The sequence below is a fragment of the Rhodobacter maritimus genome, assembly GCF_058747975.1.
The window spans coordinates 2,001,565-2,015,169 of sequence record NZ_CM179095.1 but is presented as its reverse complement, the minus strand read 5'-3'; the positions used below and the strand labels follow the sequence as shown (position 1 = coordinate 2,015,169).

Sequence of the window (13,605 nt, the reverse complement as noted above, 5' to 3'; positions counted from 1 at the left end):
CTCACAGTCCTCCATAGGGGTTGAGCACGTCATACCCGGTGCGCAGCCCGCCCAACTCTTCCCCCGAAAGGGGCGGGCCGCCGTTATGGCCGATCTGGCCGGTTTTCTCGGGGAAACTCATGGCCGCGGTGCCGTCGCCGCGACCCTCGGACAGCAGCATGTATTGCAGCGCGTCCATCACGTTGGCCTCGGTCAGCCGCTTGTCGGGCACCTTGCGCTTGTCGCCGCTGGCATTGACCTCTTCGGTCCAGACATAGCGGGCCTCGAAACCCGCGATCAGGAAGGTGCAGGACGGATCGATCAGCAGGCCCACGCGGCCGGCCGCAACCGGGGCCTCCAGCGCGGCGCGCACGGCCTCCAGGCGCGGCTGGATGCGGTTGGTGCCAATCTTCTGGGGCCTCACCCGGAACCCGGCCGCCCGGCCCACCAGCCGGTTCCAGGTGGCGTTTTCCTCGGCCGCCTGGCTGGCACCCTGTTCGCCCGCCATGTCGCCCCAGGCGGCCTCGATGCGCGCCCCCGGCCAGCGGGTTTCCAGCAATTCGCGCAGCCGGTCGCCAAAGACCCGCGCCATCAGGCGGTCGTTCGGGAAATGCAGCTCGCCCAGGATCTGCCACCAGATGCGGCGCCACGGGCCGGTGCCCTCGGTCATCACCTGGCCGATGACGGCCGCGCCCTTGAAGCCCTGGTCCAGCCCCAGCCGCAGCGGCACCCCCGGCCAGGGGGCGACCGGCCCCTCTGCCACATGGATCCGGCGGTTGAATTCGCGGCGGAAGACGGGAACGCCCGCCAGCTCGTGCACGATCTTGTTCCGCACCAGCCGGTCGATCTGGTCGGACCGGCCCAGCAGGGTCATGGTGGCGATCTGGCCCTCGTAATATCCGGGGGGCAGGTTGCGCAGATTCTCGCACCCCGGCTCGCCATAGCCGGGCTGGCGGTAGAACTCGATGCTGATGGGCGGGGCGCCGTCCGGCAGCTGCTTGTTCAGCAGGTCCAGCGCATCGGTGCGCTTGGCTTCGTCGTGGAACAGGTCGATCGACCAGTTTCCCGGCTCCGGCGCGTTGAAATCGCCCACCAACTGGCGATAGACCCGCAGGGATGCCGGATAGCCCGCGAAATGGGGCTGGCCTGGGTGACGGCCGATCCGGGTGATCGCGTTCACGATCACATCGATCGGGTTGGTATCCATCTCGTGCAGCCAGATGTCGGTTGCCTGGTAGCCGCGCAGGCTGCCCTGGATGTCATCGCCGAAGGCCATGAATTCCACGATGAACTCGATCTCGTCGGACCAGTCGCCCTGATGTCCCGGCGGCGGCGGCACCTGGCTGCCATCGTCGAACAGCATGGTGAAGGTCACCGGCCCGCCCTTGCCGCCTGACCAGTCGCCGAAGTCCTTCGGATATTCCTTCAGGAAATCCGGGATCGTGGTGGACCAGAGCTGCCGATAGGTCGCCCGAACGACCAGAAGCTTGTAACGGCGCTTGCCGTCGATCACAGAGCGCGGCATCGACATGGCGCGGCGCATGCGGGATTTCAGCAGGGTGGTGGTCTTTCCGCTGCCCACCGGGCCTTGCAGCCCGACCACGGTGGCATCGGACCAATAGGCCGCCTCTGCCATCGGACCGGGAAAGCCGCTCGGCGCATCCAGATCAAGCTTGCCTTCGCCGCGATCCGCACCTAGCATCTCGATTGCCTGTTTCGCGTCCATCTCAATCAGATCATCGACGCGCGCGCCCCCCGCACCCGGCTCGGGTTCGTTCGGGGCGGTGGAAAGCCCACCCCCCGCACCCCATTGGCCGGCGTCAAGGTTCGCGCTCATGCCGCACCCCCGAGGGCCTTCAAAAAGGCAAGTGGCCTCACTGCCGGGGGGAGACAGACTTCGCGCGGACCCACCCCCCGGGGGGTCGCGGCCGCCGCGATCGAGGGCCGGGCGATGCGCGCCAGGGCGGCGCGATCGAGGCCGCGGGGCGGCACCTTCGGTTGATTTTCAATCAACTGGCCGACCTGTTTTTTCACATGCGATTTCAAATGCTTAGTCATTCCGTCCGTTCCTCGCCATCCGATCCCTCGGAAGGCGCAACGCTAACCGATTGTTTTTGCTGGATTTCATGCGGCATCGGCGGCGGGCCGATCCGGCGCGTGCCGGGCGTCACGTCGCGCATCACGCGGGCGGGTTCCGCGCCCCGATCCGGGGCCGAGGGCGCGCCCTGGACGACCACCTGCGTCAGCTGCACCGGCGCACCGTCGCCCTGCGGCTTGGCCAGGCCGTAGGCCATCGCCGCCTCCAGCGCGCGCAGCTGCGCCGTGAAGACGAACTGGAACGTGGCCAGCCGCTGCCCGAGGCTCGGCGCCCTGGGCGCACCCTGATACCCGTGCGCGCCGTCCTGCGCCCATGCCAGCAACTGCTCGGTCCGCGCCAGGGCGGTCAGGAACGCATCCTGACTGGAGGCAAGGCCCGCGATCTCGACCAGCGCCTCTTCCGGCATCCGGAACCCGCGCTGCGCCAGCCACTCGCGCAGCTGCGACGTGGCCTTGCCCTTGCCGCGCGCCGCCCGCGCGCTGTCGCCCGGGCGCGGCTCGTCAGGCAGGAACGTCAGCTGCTCGCCCGCCTCGCGCGCGGCCTCGACCCGCTGCGCGGCATCGCGGGCCAGCTCCTCGAACGTGGATTGCGGTCCGGGCATGTCAAAATCCCCCCTTTTCGGGCGTGTCGTGAAGATTGATCAGCGAAAACAGAGGGTTAAGGGGCGTCACGACACATCTTTTTTCGGTGTCGTGGCGCGTGTCGTGAAGTTTCGCTTTATATATCAATATCTTAAGGTCGTTCACGACACCACGACACATATATGGGCATGCGCTACGCGTGCGCGCACGCACGCGCGCACATGCACGCGCACACACGCGAGAGAGCGCGAAAAATGTGTCGTGGTGTCGTGACGCACCATAATGTGTTGAAATTGCTAGGAAATCTTCACGACACGCTTCACGACACATGTGTCGTGGTGTCGTGGCCCGGACCCGAAATCCGGGAAATCCCCGCGCGATCACTATCGGATAAACCGGGTGCGGGTGCAAGGGCCGGGCGATACCGGCGGCGAAATTGGCATGGTCGCGCATCAGGGCCATCAGTGGAAATCCTCGAAGTCGGCGGGCATCGGGGGCGCGGCGGCGGGCTCTTGGCGGTCCCGATCCTGCGGGAAGGACGCCAGGCCGGGGATCGAGGTGAACGGGATCTCCACGCCGCGCGTGGCGATGCCAGCGAGGGTTCGGGACGGGCGGTCGCGTCCTGACAGCGCACCCGGCACGCGCTCCAGCGACTGTTTCCAGGCGCCGCCGGCCCATTGCGTATCGCGGAACAGCGACATGATGCCGTGGGCCTTGTTGTTGCCCACGAACAGGCGCGGCACTTCGTCGCGGTCCCGGATCACCTTGATCAGCAGCTTGGACAGCTTGGCATTGGCCAGCGTCGCGCGCCGCTCCTGGTCCTGATCGTCAAGGGCGAAGCCGGGCAGCAGGCTGTCGGGCGCCGAGGGCAGGCGCGCCGCCACCTGGAGCCACTGCGCGATCGTGTATTGCTCGCGCCCGCCCTCCAGGATGTAGGGCTGGCTCAGCAGGTGCATCAACACCTCGTCGGCATCGGTGCCGGCCTCGCGCGTGGCGCTGCGGATCTCGGCGGCGATCTTGGCCACCCATCCGTCGCGCACCTCGGCCGAGGGCATCGCGGCCGAATGCATCATGTCCGCCATCGCCAGCGTGGTGGCCCAGTTATCCGCATCGCGCCCGGCGATACCGGCCTCGGCGAACGACACGCGCCACAGCTCCAGCCGCTCGGCCCATGTAGGCCAGCGGTCGATGATCAGCCGCTTCAGCGCGGCCCCGGCGCGGCGCCACCGATCGGCCCGCAGGTCCGGGGCCTTCGCCCCTTCGGGGAACGGCCGCAGGCTCAGCATGATGATCCGCTGCAAATCCTGCGACTTGAGGATGCCGGGGATCAGGATCGAGCTGAACAGGAACGTGCTGCGCAGCTGCCCCGTGCTGCCCTTCTGGTCCGAGGATCCGCGCACCCAACGCCCGCCGCTGGCGGCCACGCGGGCGGTCACGATGATGTCGCGCTCCTTGCTCGATCCCTGGTCGCCGGGCTCCAGCTCGTCCAGTGCCACGGGCAGGGTCGATTGGCCCAAAAGGGATGCGATGCCCCGCGCCGTGGGGTCGGTTGACTGGATCAGGCCCTTTTCGCCGCCATGCAGATGCAGCATCAGCCGTTGCAGCGCGGATTTGCCGCTGCCCGGGCCGCCCGTGAACCAATAGGCGGGGCGCCAGTCCAGCGCGCCGCCCATCATCTGCACGCCGATCTGTCCCAGGCAGATGAACCAGTCCACATCCGGCCGGGCCCATTGCCACGTTTGCAGCACTTCGGCTAGCGCCGGGACCGGGTCGATCAGCGTCTCACCGGCCGCGACAGGGTGCGGGATCGGCGGATAGGAGGGATAGATCCGGCCGTGATGGGTATCTGGCGCACGCTCTTCGCCCGCCACGATCAGCCGGTCGCCCAGGTGATAGACCAGGCGCCCGTCATCATCGGTCCAGGCACCCACGCCGCGCACCGCGCCCTCCGGATCGAACAGGCCCTTCTCGGCCGCAGCCTGCGTCATCGCGGCGGCGGCGCTGTCACCGTCGAACTTGCCGGGTTTCCGGGTCGGCGGATCGGCCTTCATGTTCATTTGCGGAAAATTCCAGCACAGCGCCGGATAGCGATGGCCGAACAGGTGCATGATCGTCATCCGCTCCAGCTTGCCCACCGCGCGCAGCTGGCCCAGCACGTCCAGGAAATAGCTCGTGCCGCCGTTGACGCCGAGCGCCTTGACCGGGCATCCCTCCCAGATCTCGCCCGTGGGGCGGCCGGGGCGCCGATCCGGCGGGGCCTGATCGGATGCGGGGTCGGGGCCGGGATCCGGCCCCGGATCCGGTTCGGGCGGCAGATCGTCATCCGGCGCGCCCGCGATCGGGGCGCCCTCGATCTCGGCCGCCAGGGCGTCCAGGGGTCGCAGCGGCTGCACCGGGGGCTTGTCCTTGGCCCTGGCGCGCTCGGGCATCGGGCGGGCCGGGGCGGCCTGCATCGCGGGATCGAGCGACCGGGGCGGCGGGGCCGCGTTGCTCAGCCAGTCGTCATTGCTCTGGGGGCTGTCGGTCATGGCGTCACCACGCGGCATTGCGCGCGCGGCGCAGCTTCTTGCCGCCTGCGTCGGCCTCGGGGTGGTGCGGCCCGTAATAGCGATAGGTGTCCGCCGCCTCGCTGCGGCGGATGCCGTCGATGACGATCCGCATCGCGCGCCGCCGGCTGCCCGTGACCTCGAACAGCCCGCGCAACTCCATCAGGATGGGGGGGGCGCCCCAATCGGCCACCGTATGGCGCAGCACCTCGCGCATCTGCGGCGGCAGCCGATCGAACGCGGCCAGATCGGCCGCGCGCGTGCATCGATATGATCCGTATCCGTTGCCCATTTGCCCCTTTGCCCCTCTTTCCGTCGCGCCCCGGTCTGATGCCGGGGCTACCCTTGCTTCAGCCCGCGCGCCGCGCGGCATCGGCCGCCTGGGCGCGCCGCAGCGCATCGTTCAGATCCTCGCCCGGCACATCGCTGCGCCAGACGCGCACCAACCGGCCGCGCTCCCGATGCGCCTTGACCGCGCGATCCAGCGTGGCCCGGCCGTGTTCATGGCTGTCATTGTCGGCGGCCAGCACCACCTCGGTCACCGCGTCGGGCAGCTCGACATGGGCCAGGTTGAACCCCATGCAGGCCGCCACCACGAATGCAGGCGGATGCCCGGCCAGGGCGCGCAGCGCGATCAGCGACAGGGCGTTCTCGATCCCCTCGGCCACAAAGGCGCGCGATCCCTGCGGCGCGCGGGCCAGCTTCAGCATCCCGCCTCGCGGCCCCAGCTGGCCGCACAGCCGCGCCGATCCGCCGGTATAGTCGGCAAACACCTTTTTCGCGTCCTCGGCGGCCAGCTTGCGCCAGCCGCCGCCGGGCGCTGGCTCCAGATAGGTGCGGTGACAATCGATGATCTTGGGGCCCCGTGCGATCGCGGTGACCATCGCGGGCAACGGCCGCCAGCCCCGGTTGCGGCGCACCTCGCCGGTTTCCGGGTCCACCAGCTCCTCGTCGAAATAATAGCGGCAGGCGGGGTGGAACCGGATCGCGCGGGGCAAATGGGGCAGGGCGCGCAGGTCGATCCCGCGGCCCGCCAGATAGGCATCGACCGGCGTGCCCAGGATCTGCGCATCGGCCGACAGCCAGACCGCCTCGGCGATGCGCCGCTGATGCTCGGCGCGGGCGCGGGCATCGCGGGCCTGCCGCGCGCGTTCGCGCTTCAGGCGCTCGGCCTCGGCCTCCCGGGCGCGGCGGGTGGCGGGATCCTCGGTGTCCAGCCCCAGCCATTCGCGCGCGGCCTTGATCCGCCCGGCGGGCGTGGCGATCCCCCAGGCCAGGCCGAACAGGTCGATGATATCACCGCGCCCTTCGCGCCCCGGCACGGCATAATCGATCCACTGCCCCGCCTTTGGCCCGGACATGTGCACGACGAACGATCCCACGCTGTTATCGGCCCGGCCGGGGTTGAGCGTGTAGTAAAGCCCGCCCTTGGTGTAGCTGCCCTTCGCGGGCGGCGCCAGCTGATGCACCAGCAGATCGAGGCGCGCCAACAGGCGGTCCTTGATCTCCTCGATGCTCACGGTCTGGCGGGCGGGGTCGGTCATCGGATCACATGGCCCCCGCGCGGTGGCGCAGCACCTGCAACAGATGCGATTGCCCCTCGATCGTCACGCCGTCCGGCGTCAGCGCAATGAACCGCGCCTTGCAGGCGGCGGGCTCCTGGCCAATCTGATCGGCCAAAATGGGCAGCGGCACCCCCTTGGCCAGCCCCTCGGCCAGGGCCAGATCGTCCGACGCGCTCCACCCGCCCTTGTATCCCAGGGCATTCAGCGTGGCCTCGATCTCGCGCCACCACAGGGGCCGGGCGGGATGCGGGGCGACAGGGGGGGGGCTGACGCGCTGTTGCAGGCTGGCCTGCACCGGCGGTTGCGTTCCAGGCCCTGCCGCGCCCGCGTCCACGGCAGGGGAGACAGCCGGCGCGGGCGAAACCCGCTGCCCGTTCATGGGCGCGGCCGGGGCCGTCTCTGGCGCGGGGGTCACGCCCGCGCTGATGGGGCCTTGGCCGCCCTGTGCCGCCGGCTCGGCCGGTTTCTGGACAGGCGCGGCCCGCGGGCCCACTGGTATGGGTTTGCTGGCGCGCAGCTTCTTGATCTTCTGATAGGTCGCGGGCAGGGGGCGCCCCAGCTCGGCCGCGATGGCCGATCCTGAAAACCCATCGCCCAGCATGCGCCGCGCCGTGGCGATCTCGGCCTCGCTCCAGCGCGATCCGGCAACCGGGGCGGTTCGATCGGTGCCGGTGGCCGGACTGTCGGCGGCCACCGGCACCTCCGCGCCGTTTGCACCCGGCACGGCACCCGGATCCTCTGCCGGCCCTATCATCGGCTCGGGTTCCGGGTGAGTTTCTTCCGGCGCGCGGGGCTCCGGATCGCCCTTGCCCTGTTGGGTTTCGGGGTGATTTGCTTCTGCCTCCGCCTTGGCGGCATAGTGATCGCGGACGGCGACACGCATCTTGGCGGCAGACGCCGCATGATCCCAAAAGGCCTGAACCTCCGGCAGGCACAGCATCTGCTTATCCGCCATCCAGCCCAGAACGGCCTGGAATGCCGCCGGCACACAATGCCGATTTGGGCTCAGCGCCTCGCCCAGGCAGTGCATCAGGTCCAGCGCATCTTGGACGCTCAGCCATTGATCGGCAAATTTCTGGTTCGTGTCAGGCATCCACGTTCCCCCTTCTGAAAACCTCCAGCGCGTCACCCGCGCGGCGCATGTGGAAATACAAGACCGCCCCGCGCGCCCGGCTGCGGGCGGCGCTGCGTTCACGCCCCGGTGCGGCGGACAGGATGTCCTCGGCCGCGGCCGCGAACCGCGCGACAACCGGGTGGGCGCGCGTCACAGAGGGCAGGGCCTCGCGCGCGGCCTCCAGCATCACGGCATTGTCCGGATCGTCGGCCATCAGGTTGCAGACCAGCCATCCGACCGCGTGGATCAGCACATGATCGGCCGAGGACAGCCGGGAAGGGGGCGCGCCGCGATCAGCCATGGATATCGGCCCTGTCCTGGTCGGGCGGCACCGGCACCGCGCAGATCTCGACCGCGTGCAACAGCGCGCGGCCCACCTCGGCCAGGGCCTCGGGATCGCGGCGCACCACCATGTATTGCGTGGCAAAGCCGGTGACGGCGCGGGACAGCGGATCGCCCTCGATCAGCAGCTGACCCGCCTGGACCACAAGCGCATCCACATCCATCGGGTCCAGGTCGTTGACCTGGGCGCGCATCGCCACGGCCATGGCAGCCATCAGGATACGCTGATCGGGGTGGGGGCGGACCATCGCGTCACCCCCGCCGCCGGAATTCAGGTCGGGCCGGTGACGGCGCAGGCTCTGCTGGCCCGCCGCACACCGGCCCTGTCCGCGCGCGGTCTGCTGCCTGTTTCGCGCGCGCGGAATTGGATTGGAAAAGGGCGTGGCAGGACGGCAAATGGGACAAAACGTCCCGCCACGCCAGCGCCGGGCGCCCCACGCCCGGCAGGCACACCGCCCCAGCTTGCAGGGTGGGATCGGGTGCGGACCTCAGGGTTTCTGGTGATAGATCTGGCGCAGACGGGCATCCCGCACCGCATCCTGCGCAGCCACATCCATGATCAGCGCGACCACGAACAGATGCCTGCGCTCGGCCGGCAGGCGCTCGTAGCGGTCCAGCAGCAGCCGCGAGAATTCGACTGGAGACGCCGCGCGATCGCGCATATCGTTGATGAAACGCACCTCTAGATTGGATGTGTCCATGCCGAAACAGCTTGTCATTGATTGCCCCCATGCCGGTTGCGGGTCCAGGAACATCGCGGCCGATGTCGCGGCCATCACGCGGATCAATAACCTGAACTGCAATGTCTTCGTGACGTGCAATGCCTGCCATCAAGGCGTCGCACTGCAGGTCAGGTCGCTCACGGCGAAGGCGGCTTCCCCGGAGGACATCCACGCTGCCGACATGAATCGCTTCCGGCGCGAATATGTCATTCACCGTATGTTTCCGCGCCGGCCGACGCCCGAGGCGATCAAAAGCCTGCCCGCGCAGGTGCGCTCGGCCTACATGCAGGCAGAGGATGCGTTCACCAGCGGTAGTCTCGGTCTTGCCGCTGCGATGGCCTACCGCGCCACGATCGAGCGGACGCTGCGGCATCTCGATCCCGCGGGGCAGGGCACCCTCTACCGGCGCATCGAGGTGATGAACGGCACCCTGCCGGCCGGCCTGATCGACCTGCTGCACGAGGTTCGGTTTCTCGGCAATGACGCCGCGCACGAAGACGAAGATCCCAGCGCCGAGGATGTCGCGGCGGGCCGGGATTTCACACGGCTGTTCCTGCTCTACATGTTCGAGCTGCCCGAGCGGGTGAACGCCGCACTGGCCCGGCGCGCTGCGCGCGAAGAGACCTAGCGCGCTCATTCGGCCGCCTCCAGCCCGGCCGGGGCCGCGCGCGCGGTCAGGACCGCCGCGATCTCGTCTTCCGACGCGCCCCAGATCAGGTGATCCGCGGTCAGGCCCAGATTGCCCGCCGCCGAATGCGCCAGAAGGCGGCGCATCAGACGCGGCGACGGAATGTCACCGGCATCGCGCCAATGGCTCTCGCGGCGCCAGCCATAGGCGGCCTTGGGCCGGTAGCCCACAATCCGCTCCAGCTCGGGCAGGGGCCCGATCAGGCGCTCACATACTTCCACTGGTGTCAGGTTGTCACTCATGGCGCTAGATCTAGCGCGAGAAGTGAATGCGCCGCAACTGAAATTTTCAGAAAAACCGACATTAAAGTAAGGCGGCGAGTTACTACTTGTCACGCATGGATGATAAGTGGTTCAAGCGACAGCAGAAAATCGCAGGCGTAACTGCCGAGGACATTGCTCGGCGAATGGGCCGATCTCGGTCCAACGTATCTCATATCTACACGGGCAAGCAGCGCATGAGCCTCGATTGGGCCAAGGCTTTTGCCGAGGTCCTGGGCGTGCCGCTCGCCACCGTCCTGGAAAAGGCGGGGGTGACCGATGAACCCGTGGCGCGCCAACTGACGCCGGGCTTTTCTGACAGCGATGTGGCCGCCTGGGTCGCCAAGGGCGCCGAGGATCGCACCGTGCCTACGATCGCGCAGGCGCTTGGCGCGCGCAACGGCGTGGATATCTGGCAGATCCGCACACCCGCCCTGTCGCTGATGGGCTACATGCCGGGTGATTACATGCTGGTCGACACGCTGGCCGCCGAACGCGCCCGCGCCGGTGACGTGGTGGTGGCGCAGATCTACGACAATGCCAAAGGACGCGCGGTCACCGTGCTGCGCCGGTTCGAACCGCCCGTCCTGGTGGCGGCCTCGCCCGATCCGGATGATCGGCGCGTGCATGTGGTCGATGGCGTCAATGTGGTGGTGCGGGGCAGGGTCGTCGCCAGCTGGAGAGTTTAGCAAAGGACTGTTTTCGCATGAATTTATCAAGTGCGTTTGGTGCCGCCTACACGCTCTGCGGGATGGCGACTTTCATCTATCTCACCTTCTTTGATGGCTACGTCTACAGCGCCTGGAATTGGCTCATCGCCCTTCCGGTCAACGCATTTCTTGCATCCATCTGGCCGATCTACTGGGCCATCCTGCACTGGGTGACGTGATGGCATTGTATTTCAAAACAGACGATTTTGAGGTCGGGACCAAGTTCTGGAGCCAGAAAACCTACGTCAAGAACCGCATCACCGGCGAGGTGGTCTATCCGTCTGGCGATCTCATCGACAAGCTTTTCACCATAACGCTGGTGTCCCGCGATGTTGCGATGACCGATGACGAGCGTCGGCATGTCGGCGATTACCTGGTGGCCCGGTTTTGCGCCGCCGCCTTCGACCGGAATGGCCTGCACAGCATGATGTTTCTTGATGCCCAGCCGCAGAAATTTATCGACACCGCTCTTCAGGCGATGCGGCAGCCAGAGATGATGGCGGATCTTGGATTTGACGATCCCATCCTCGAATATGAAGATCGCGACTTTGCGCTCTTGATGTCCCGCCACGGTCACCGCCGCTCGGTGCGCGGAAAGAACAGTGGCCGCGTTATTCAAGCCCGCCTTCGCGTCGAGGCACAGCTATTGGAAGTTCTCGATGCGGCTGAGGTCATGGGGCTCTTCGCGCGAAACGGTAACGCTCGGGGGAAAATATACCGCGCCTTCTGCATAGCTGTGACGCATGGCGAACAGCATGCCGTTGGAGCCATGTTCATGGGCCAGGCGCCGGAGGTTGTTGCCTTGGGGTTTGGCACGATGCCGGATTGATCCACGCCTTCCGGCTTAAAAAATAAGAATAACTGAAATTTTAAGTTGACAGTTGCAGGTTGCCACCCCTAACTCTTGTGCACAGGTTCTGCACAGGAGTTACCCCCAATGGCCCATCAAACTGCCGCGCCCGCCGTGCCGCCCGCATCGGCCGGGCCGATCTCTGACAAGCTGCTGGAAAAGGCGATCGCCGCCGCCCGCGCCGCCCAGGACGGGCTGATCAGCGACGAGGATGGCACCCTTTTCCTGCTCACCGCCGCGCCGATCATGGAAGAATGCCTGCAATGGCGTCGCCGCATGGGCGTGATCCGTGACCTGGCCGACGCCGGCAACGTGATCCTGATGCCGGGGGCACGCTGATGCGGCTCTATTCCGTCCAGACCGAACAGACCCGCCGCCGCGCATGGCGTGTGGCGGCGCGCGACGAACAGAACGCCCTGCGCGCCGTGCGCGCCAGCATGCCGCCCGGCGCCCGGATCATCGGCACGCCCGAGCTTTGCGATCACGGGATGGATGACGGCTCCGGCAAAGAGGCGCTTGGCATCCTGCTCGGGCAGGAATACCTGGCCGATGATACCGGCGCCCCGATGCTGATCGAGGACTGGGTGCTGCGCGCCCATTCGCTGGCCCATGTCCATGACGGTTATGCCCGCGTCAATGCGCGGCTCGCCCCGGTGGGCCTGCGCGTCTACGGGCAGACCTTCTATGTCGGATCGGCCGCCTCGCTTCCCAGCCTCGCGCTGATCTTCGAGGGCACGCAATGGGCGGGGCAGGGGCTGACGGCCGCGCTGCGCCGCATCGAGGGCGCGCGCCCCACGAACATGACGTTTCAGGGGGCGCGGTCGCGCGCCGTGGGCCTGCCGATGTCCCTGATCGTCGCGGGGGGCAATATCCGGGCGGAGGGTGTGGCATGCCCATGATCCCGATCCCGCCCGAACTGCTGACCGCGGCCGAACGTGCCGGCTGGCGCGCTGCCTGCGCCGCCATGCGGGCCGAGGCTGCGCGGATCGAACGCTCAGGCCGCCAGATCGCGGGAACCGAACCCGCGGCCCTGCGCGGCCAGCTGCTCCAGGCCTGCGGCCGCATGGCCCGCATCGTGGCCGATCGCACCGAAGACACGCTTTCCCCCGGCCGCGCGCCCTCGCTGGCCCGGCCGGGCTGATCCTGCCCGGGGGTTGCCCCGCGGACCCGCTGCTCGCGTCCGCGCCCCGCCACTCACCGGCCGGCCACAGGCAACAGGCCGGCCCATCAGGGGAGGGACAGATCTTGTCCACGCTTTCCATCATCGGCGCGCTCGTGGTGATCTGCATCGCCATCGTCGCGCTCTACCTGCGCCAGATCGGCCGGCAAAAGCGGATCGAGGCGCATCTGCGCCGCCTCGACGGGTTCACGCCCTCGATGGACCGCTACGGCTACATGCTGGACGCCAGAAACGGGGGGCGCAAATGATCGTCGCACCCCCCAGCAGCGCGCAGCTTGCCCGCACGGTCATGGGTCATCTGACCCTGATTGATCAGGTGCAGGCCATCGCCGATGCCGCCCGCGACAACCCCGCCACGCGGCACATCGCCCGCCAGCTGGACGCGGCCCTGCGGGTATCCTGCCCCGATCTGCCCCGCGGGGCGGCCCGCGCGGCCCGTGAACTGAGGGCCGCGGCATGACCCAGCCCACGTTCATCGACACCGCGCAGGTGGCGATCCTGCTGGGCCTGCCCGGGCCCGACGCATTCCTGCGCCGCCGCATCCAGCTCGAAGACGATCACGGGTTTCCGCTGCCCCTGCCGCACTGGCGCCGGCCGCTGAAATACCGCCGCGACCAGGTGGAGCACTGGCTGAAAGGTCAGGGCACGCCGCGTAACACCGAAACCCCCATCGATCCCGCGCTGATCAGCGCCGGAAAGGTGGCCCTGCTGGCCGAGGCACGCCGCGCATGACGTCCGGCAAACAAAGCGAGATTTGGCAGCACGTCAAAAGCGGAGGCCTCTATTGCATCGTCGGGAAGGGCTTACTGGAAGCCGATCTGACCCCGGTAATCTGCTACCGCAGTCTGTGGGACGGGGCGGTTTGGATCCGGCCCGAAGAAGAATTTTTCGACGGTCGCTTTAGAAACCTGTCGGTCGAAGAGGTGACTGACTGCCGCCCCGAGGCCGACACGAAACCGGACTGAACCAA

22 protein-coding genes and 1 pseudogene are annotated in these 13,605 nt (G+C 67.8%); 12 read left to right on the top strand and 11 right to left on the bottom strand.

Annotated features, from left to right (window positions below; genetic code table 11):
• Position 1: 1 nt before the first annotated feature.
• The 10 genes from AC4PTO_RS10335 to AC4PTO_RS10290 all read right to left on the bottom strand — a co-directional run bounded on the left by AC4PTO_RS10335 (position 2) and on the right by AC4PTO_RS10290 (position 8,905).
• Positions 2-1,816 carry a hypothetical protein gene (locus tag AC4PTO_RS10335; RefSeq protein ID WP_492728193.1) on the bottom strand — a complete coding sequence of 605 codons (1,815 nt, stop codon included), beginning with the start codon at positions 1,814-1,816 and terminating at the stop codon, positions 2-4.
• Positions 1,813-2,037: a hypothetical protein gene (locus tag AC4PTO_RS10330; protein ID WP_492728191.1), complete on the bottom strand. Its 225-nt coding sequence runs from the start codon at positions 2,035-2,037 to the stop codon at positions 1,813-1,815. The genes AC4PTO_RS10335 and AC4PTO_RS10330 overlap by 4 nt, the downstream gene beginning before the upstream one ends.
• Positions 2,034-2,678: a hypothetical protein gene (locus AC4PTO_RS10325; RefSeq protein WP_492728189.1), complete on the bottom strand. Its 645-nt coding sequence runs from the start codon at positions 2,676-2,678 to the stop codon at positions 2,034-2,036. Before AC4PTO_RS10325 ends, AC4PTO_RS10330 begins: the two co-directional genes overlap by 4 nt.
• 441 nt (positions 2,679-3,119) lie before the next feature.
• Entirely contained in the window at positions 3,120-5,186 is a 2,067-nt protein-coding gene (locus AC4PTO_RS10320; protein ID WP_492728188.1) for a hypothetical protein, read from the bottom strand.
• A gap of 4 nt (positions 5,187-5,190) precedes the next feature.
• Positions 5,191-5,496, bottom strand: a complete 306-nt coding sequence (locus tag AC4PTO_RS10315) for a DUF6525 family protein (RefSeq protein WP_492728186.1) — start codon at positions 5,494-5,496, stop codon at positions 5,191-5,193.
• A 58-nt stretch (positions 5,497-5,554) separates the two neighbouring features.
• On the bottom strand, positions 5,555-6,748 hold the full coding sequence (locus AC4PTO_RS10310) for a DUF7146 domain-containing protein (RefSeq protein WP_492728184.1): 1,194 nt from the start codon (positions 6,746-6,748) through the stop codon (positions 5,555-5,557).
• Between the two features lie 4 nt (positions 6,749-6,752).
• Positions 6,753-7,862 carry a hypothetical protein gene (locus tag AC4PTO_RS10305; RefSeq protein ID WP_492728182.1) on the bottom strand — a complete coding sequence of 370 codons (1,110 nt, stop codon included), beginning with the start codon at positions 7,860-7,862 and terminating at the stop codon, positions 6,753-6,755.
• A complete protein-coding gene (locus AC4PTO_RS10300) occupies positions 7,855-8,184 on the bottom strand; it encodes a hypothetical protein (RefSeq protein ID WP_492728181.1) in 330 nt (109 codons plus the stop codon). The genes AC4PTO_RS10305 and AC4PTO_RS10300 overlap by 8 nt, the downstream gene beginning before the upstream one ends.
• Entirely contained in the window at positions 8,177-8,473 is a 297-nt protein-coding gene (locus tag AC4PTO_RS10295) for a hypothetical protein (protein WP_492728179.1), read from the bottom strand. The genes AC4PTO_RS10300 and AC4PTO_RS10295 overlap by 8 nt, the downstream gene beginning before the upstream one ends.
• Positions 8,474-8,713: 240 nt before the next feature.
• Entirely contained in the window at positions 8,714-8,905 is a 192-nt protein-coding gene (locus tag AC4PTO_RS10290; protein ID WP_492728177.1) for a hypothetical protein, read from the bottom strand.
• Here AC4PTO_RS10290 and AC4PTO_RS10285 point away from each other — a divergent pair.
• Positions 8,895-9,575: a DUF4145 domain-containing protein gene (locus tag AC4PTO_RS10285; RefSeq protein ID WP_492728176.1), complete on the top strand. Its 681-nt coding sequence runs from the start codon at positions 8,895-8,897 to the stop codon at positions 9,573-9,575. The two genes, AC4PTO_RS10290 and AC4PTO_RS10285, sit on opposite strands and share 11 nt — an antisense overlap.
• A 5-nt stretch (positions 9,576-9,580) precedes the next feature.
• On the opposite strand, the gene AC4PTO_RS10280 is transcribed toward AC4PTO_RS10285, so the two are convergent.
• Positions 9,581-9,877 (bottom strand): hypothetical protein, encoded by a 297-nt coding sequence (locus AC4PTO_RS10280; RefSeq protein ID WP_492728174.1) that lies wholly within the window; start codon positions 9,875-9,877, stop codon positions 9,581-9,583.
• A gap of 95 nt (positions 9,878-9,972) precedes the next feature.
• On the opposite strand from AC4PTO_RS10280, the pseudogene AC4PTO_RS10275 reads away from it, so the two are divergent.
• The 11 genes and pseudogenes from AC4PTO_RS10275 to AC4PTO_RS10225 form a co-directional block, all read left to right on the top strand.
• Positions 9,973-10,089, top strand: a pseudogene (locus AC4PTO_RS10275) (hypothetical protein); the annotation flags it as partial.
• A gap of 3 nt (positions 10,090-10,092) precedes the next feature.
• Positions 10,093-10,584: a hypothetical protein gene (locus AC4PTO_RS10270; RefSeq protein WP_492733691.1), complete on the top strand. Its 492-nt coding sequence runs from the start codon at positions 10,093-10,095 to the stop codon at positions 10,582-10,584.
• Between the two features lie 17 nt (positions 10,585-10,601).
• Entirely contained in the window at positions 10,602-10,784 is a 183-nt protein-coding gene (locus tag AC4PTO_RS10265) for a hypothetical protein (RefSeq protein WP_492728172.1), read from the top strand.
• Entirely contained in the window at positions 10,784-11,434 is a 651-nt protein-coding gene (locus AC4PTO_RS10260; RefSeq protein ID WP_492728170.1) for a hypothetical protein, read from the top strand. The genes AC4PTO_RS10265 and AC4PTO_RS10260 overlap by 1 nt, the downstream gene beginning before the upstream one ends.
• A 108-nt stretch (positions 11,435-11,542) precedes the next feature.
• A complete protein-coding gene (locus AC4PTO_RS10255) occupies positions 11,543-11,794 on the top strand; it encodes a hypothetical protein (protein ID WP_492728168.1) in 252 nt (83 codons plus the stop codon).
• Positions 11,794-12,354, top strand: coding sequence for a hypothetical protein (locus AC4PTO_RS10250; RefSeq protein ID WP_492728166.1), 561 nt, complete (start codon positions 11,794-11,796; stop codon positions 12,352-12,354). The genes AC4PTO_RS10255 and AC4PTO_RS10250 overlap by 1 nt, the downstream gene beginning before the upstream one ends.
• Entirely contained in the window at positions 12,345-12,596 is a 252-nt protein-coding gene (locus tag AC4PTO_RS10245) for a hypothetical protein (RefSeq protein WP_492728164.1), read from the top strand. Before AC4PTO_RS10250 ends, AC4PTO_RS10245 begins: the two co-directional genes overlap by 10 nt.
• Before the next feature lie 104 nt (positions 12,597-12,700).
• Positions 12,701-12,883: a hypothetical protein gene (locus AC4PTO_RS10240; protein WP_492728162.1), complete on the top strand. Its 183-nt coding sequence runs from the start codon at positions 12,701-12,703 to the stop codon at positions 12,881-12,883.
• Positions 12,880-13,095, top strand: a complete 216-nt coding sequence (locus AC4PTO_RS10235; RefSeq protein ID WP_492728160.1) for a hypothetical protein — start codon at positions 12,880-12,882, stop codon at positions 13,093-13,095. Before AC4PTO_RS10240 ends, AC4PTO_RS10235 begins: the two co-directional genes overlap by 4 nt.
• Positions 13,092-13,367, top strand: a complete 276-nt coding sequence (locus AC4PTO_RS10230; protein WP_492728159.1) for a hypothetical protein — start codon at positions 13,092-13,094, stop codon at positions 13,365-13,367. Before AC4PTO_RS10235 ends, AC4PTO_RS10230 begins: the two co-directional genes overlap by 4 nt.
• Complete coding sequence (locus tag AC4PTO_RS10225) at positions 13,364-13,600, top strand: hypothetical protein (protein ID WP_492728158.1); 237 nt, start codon at positions 13,364-13,366, stop codon at positions 13,598-13,600. The genes AC4PTO_RS10230 and AC4PTO_RS10225 overlap by 4 nt, the downstream gene beginning before the upstream one ends.
• The last annotated feature ends 5 nt before the right edge of the window (positions 13,601-13,605 follow it).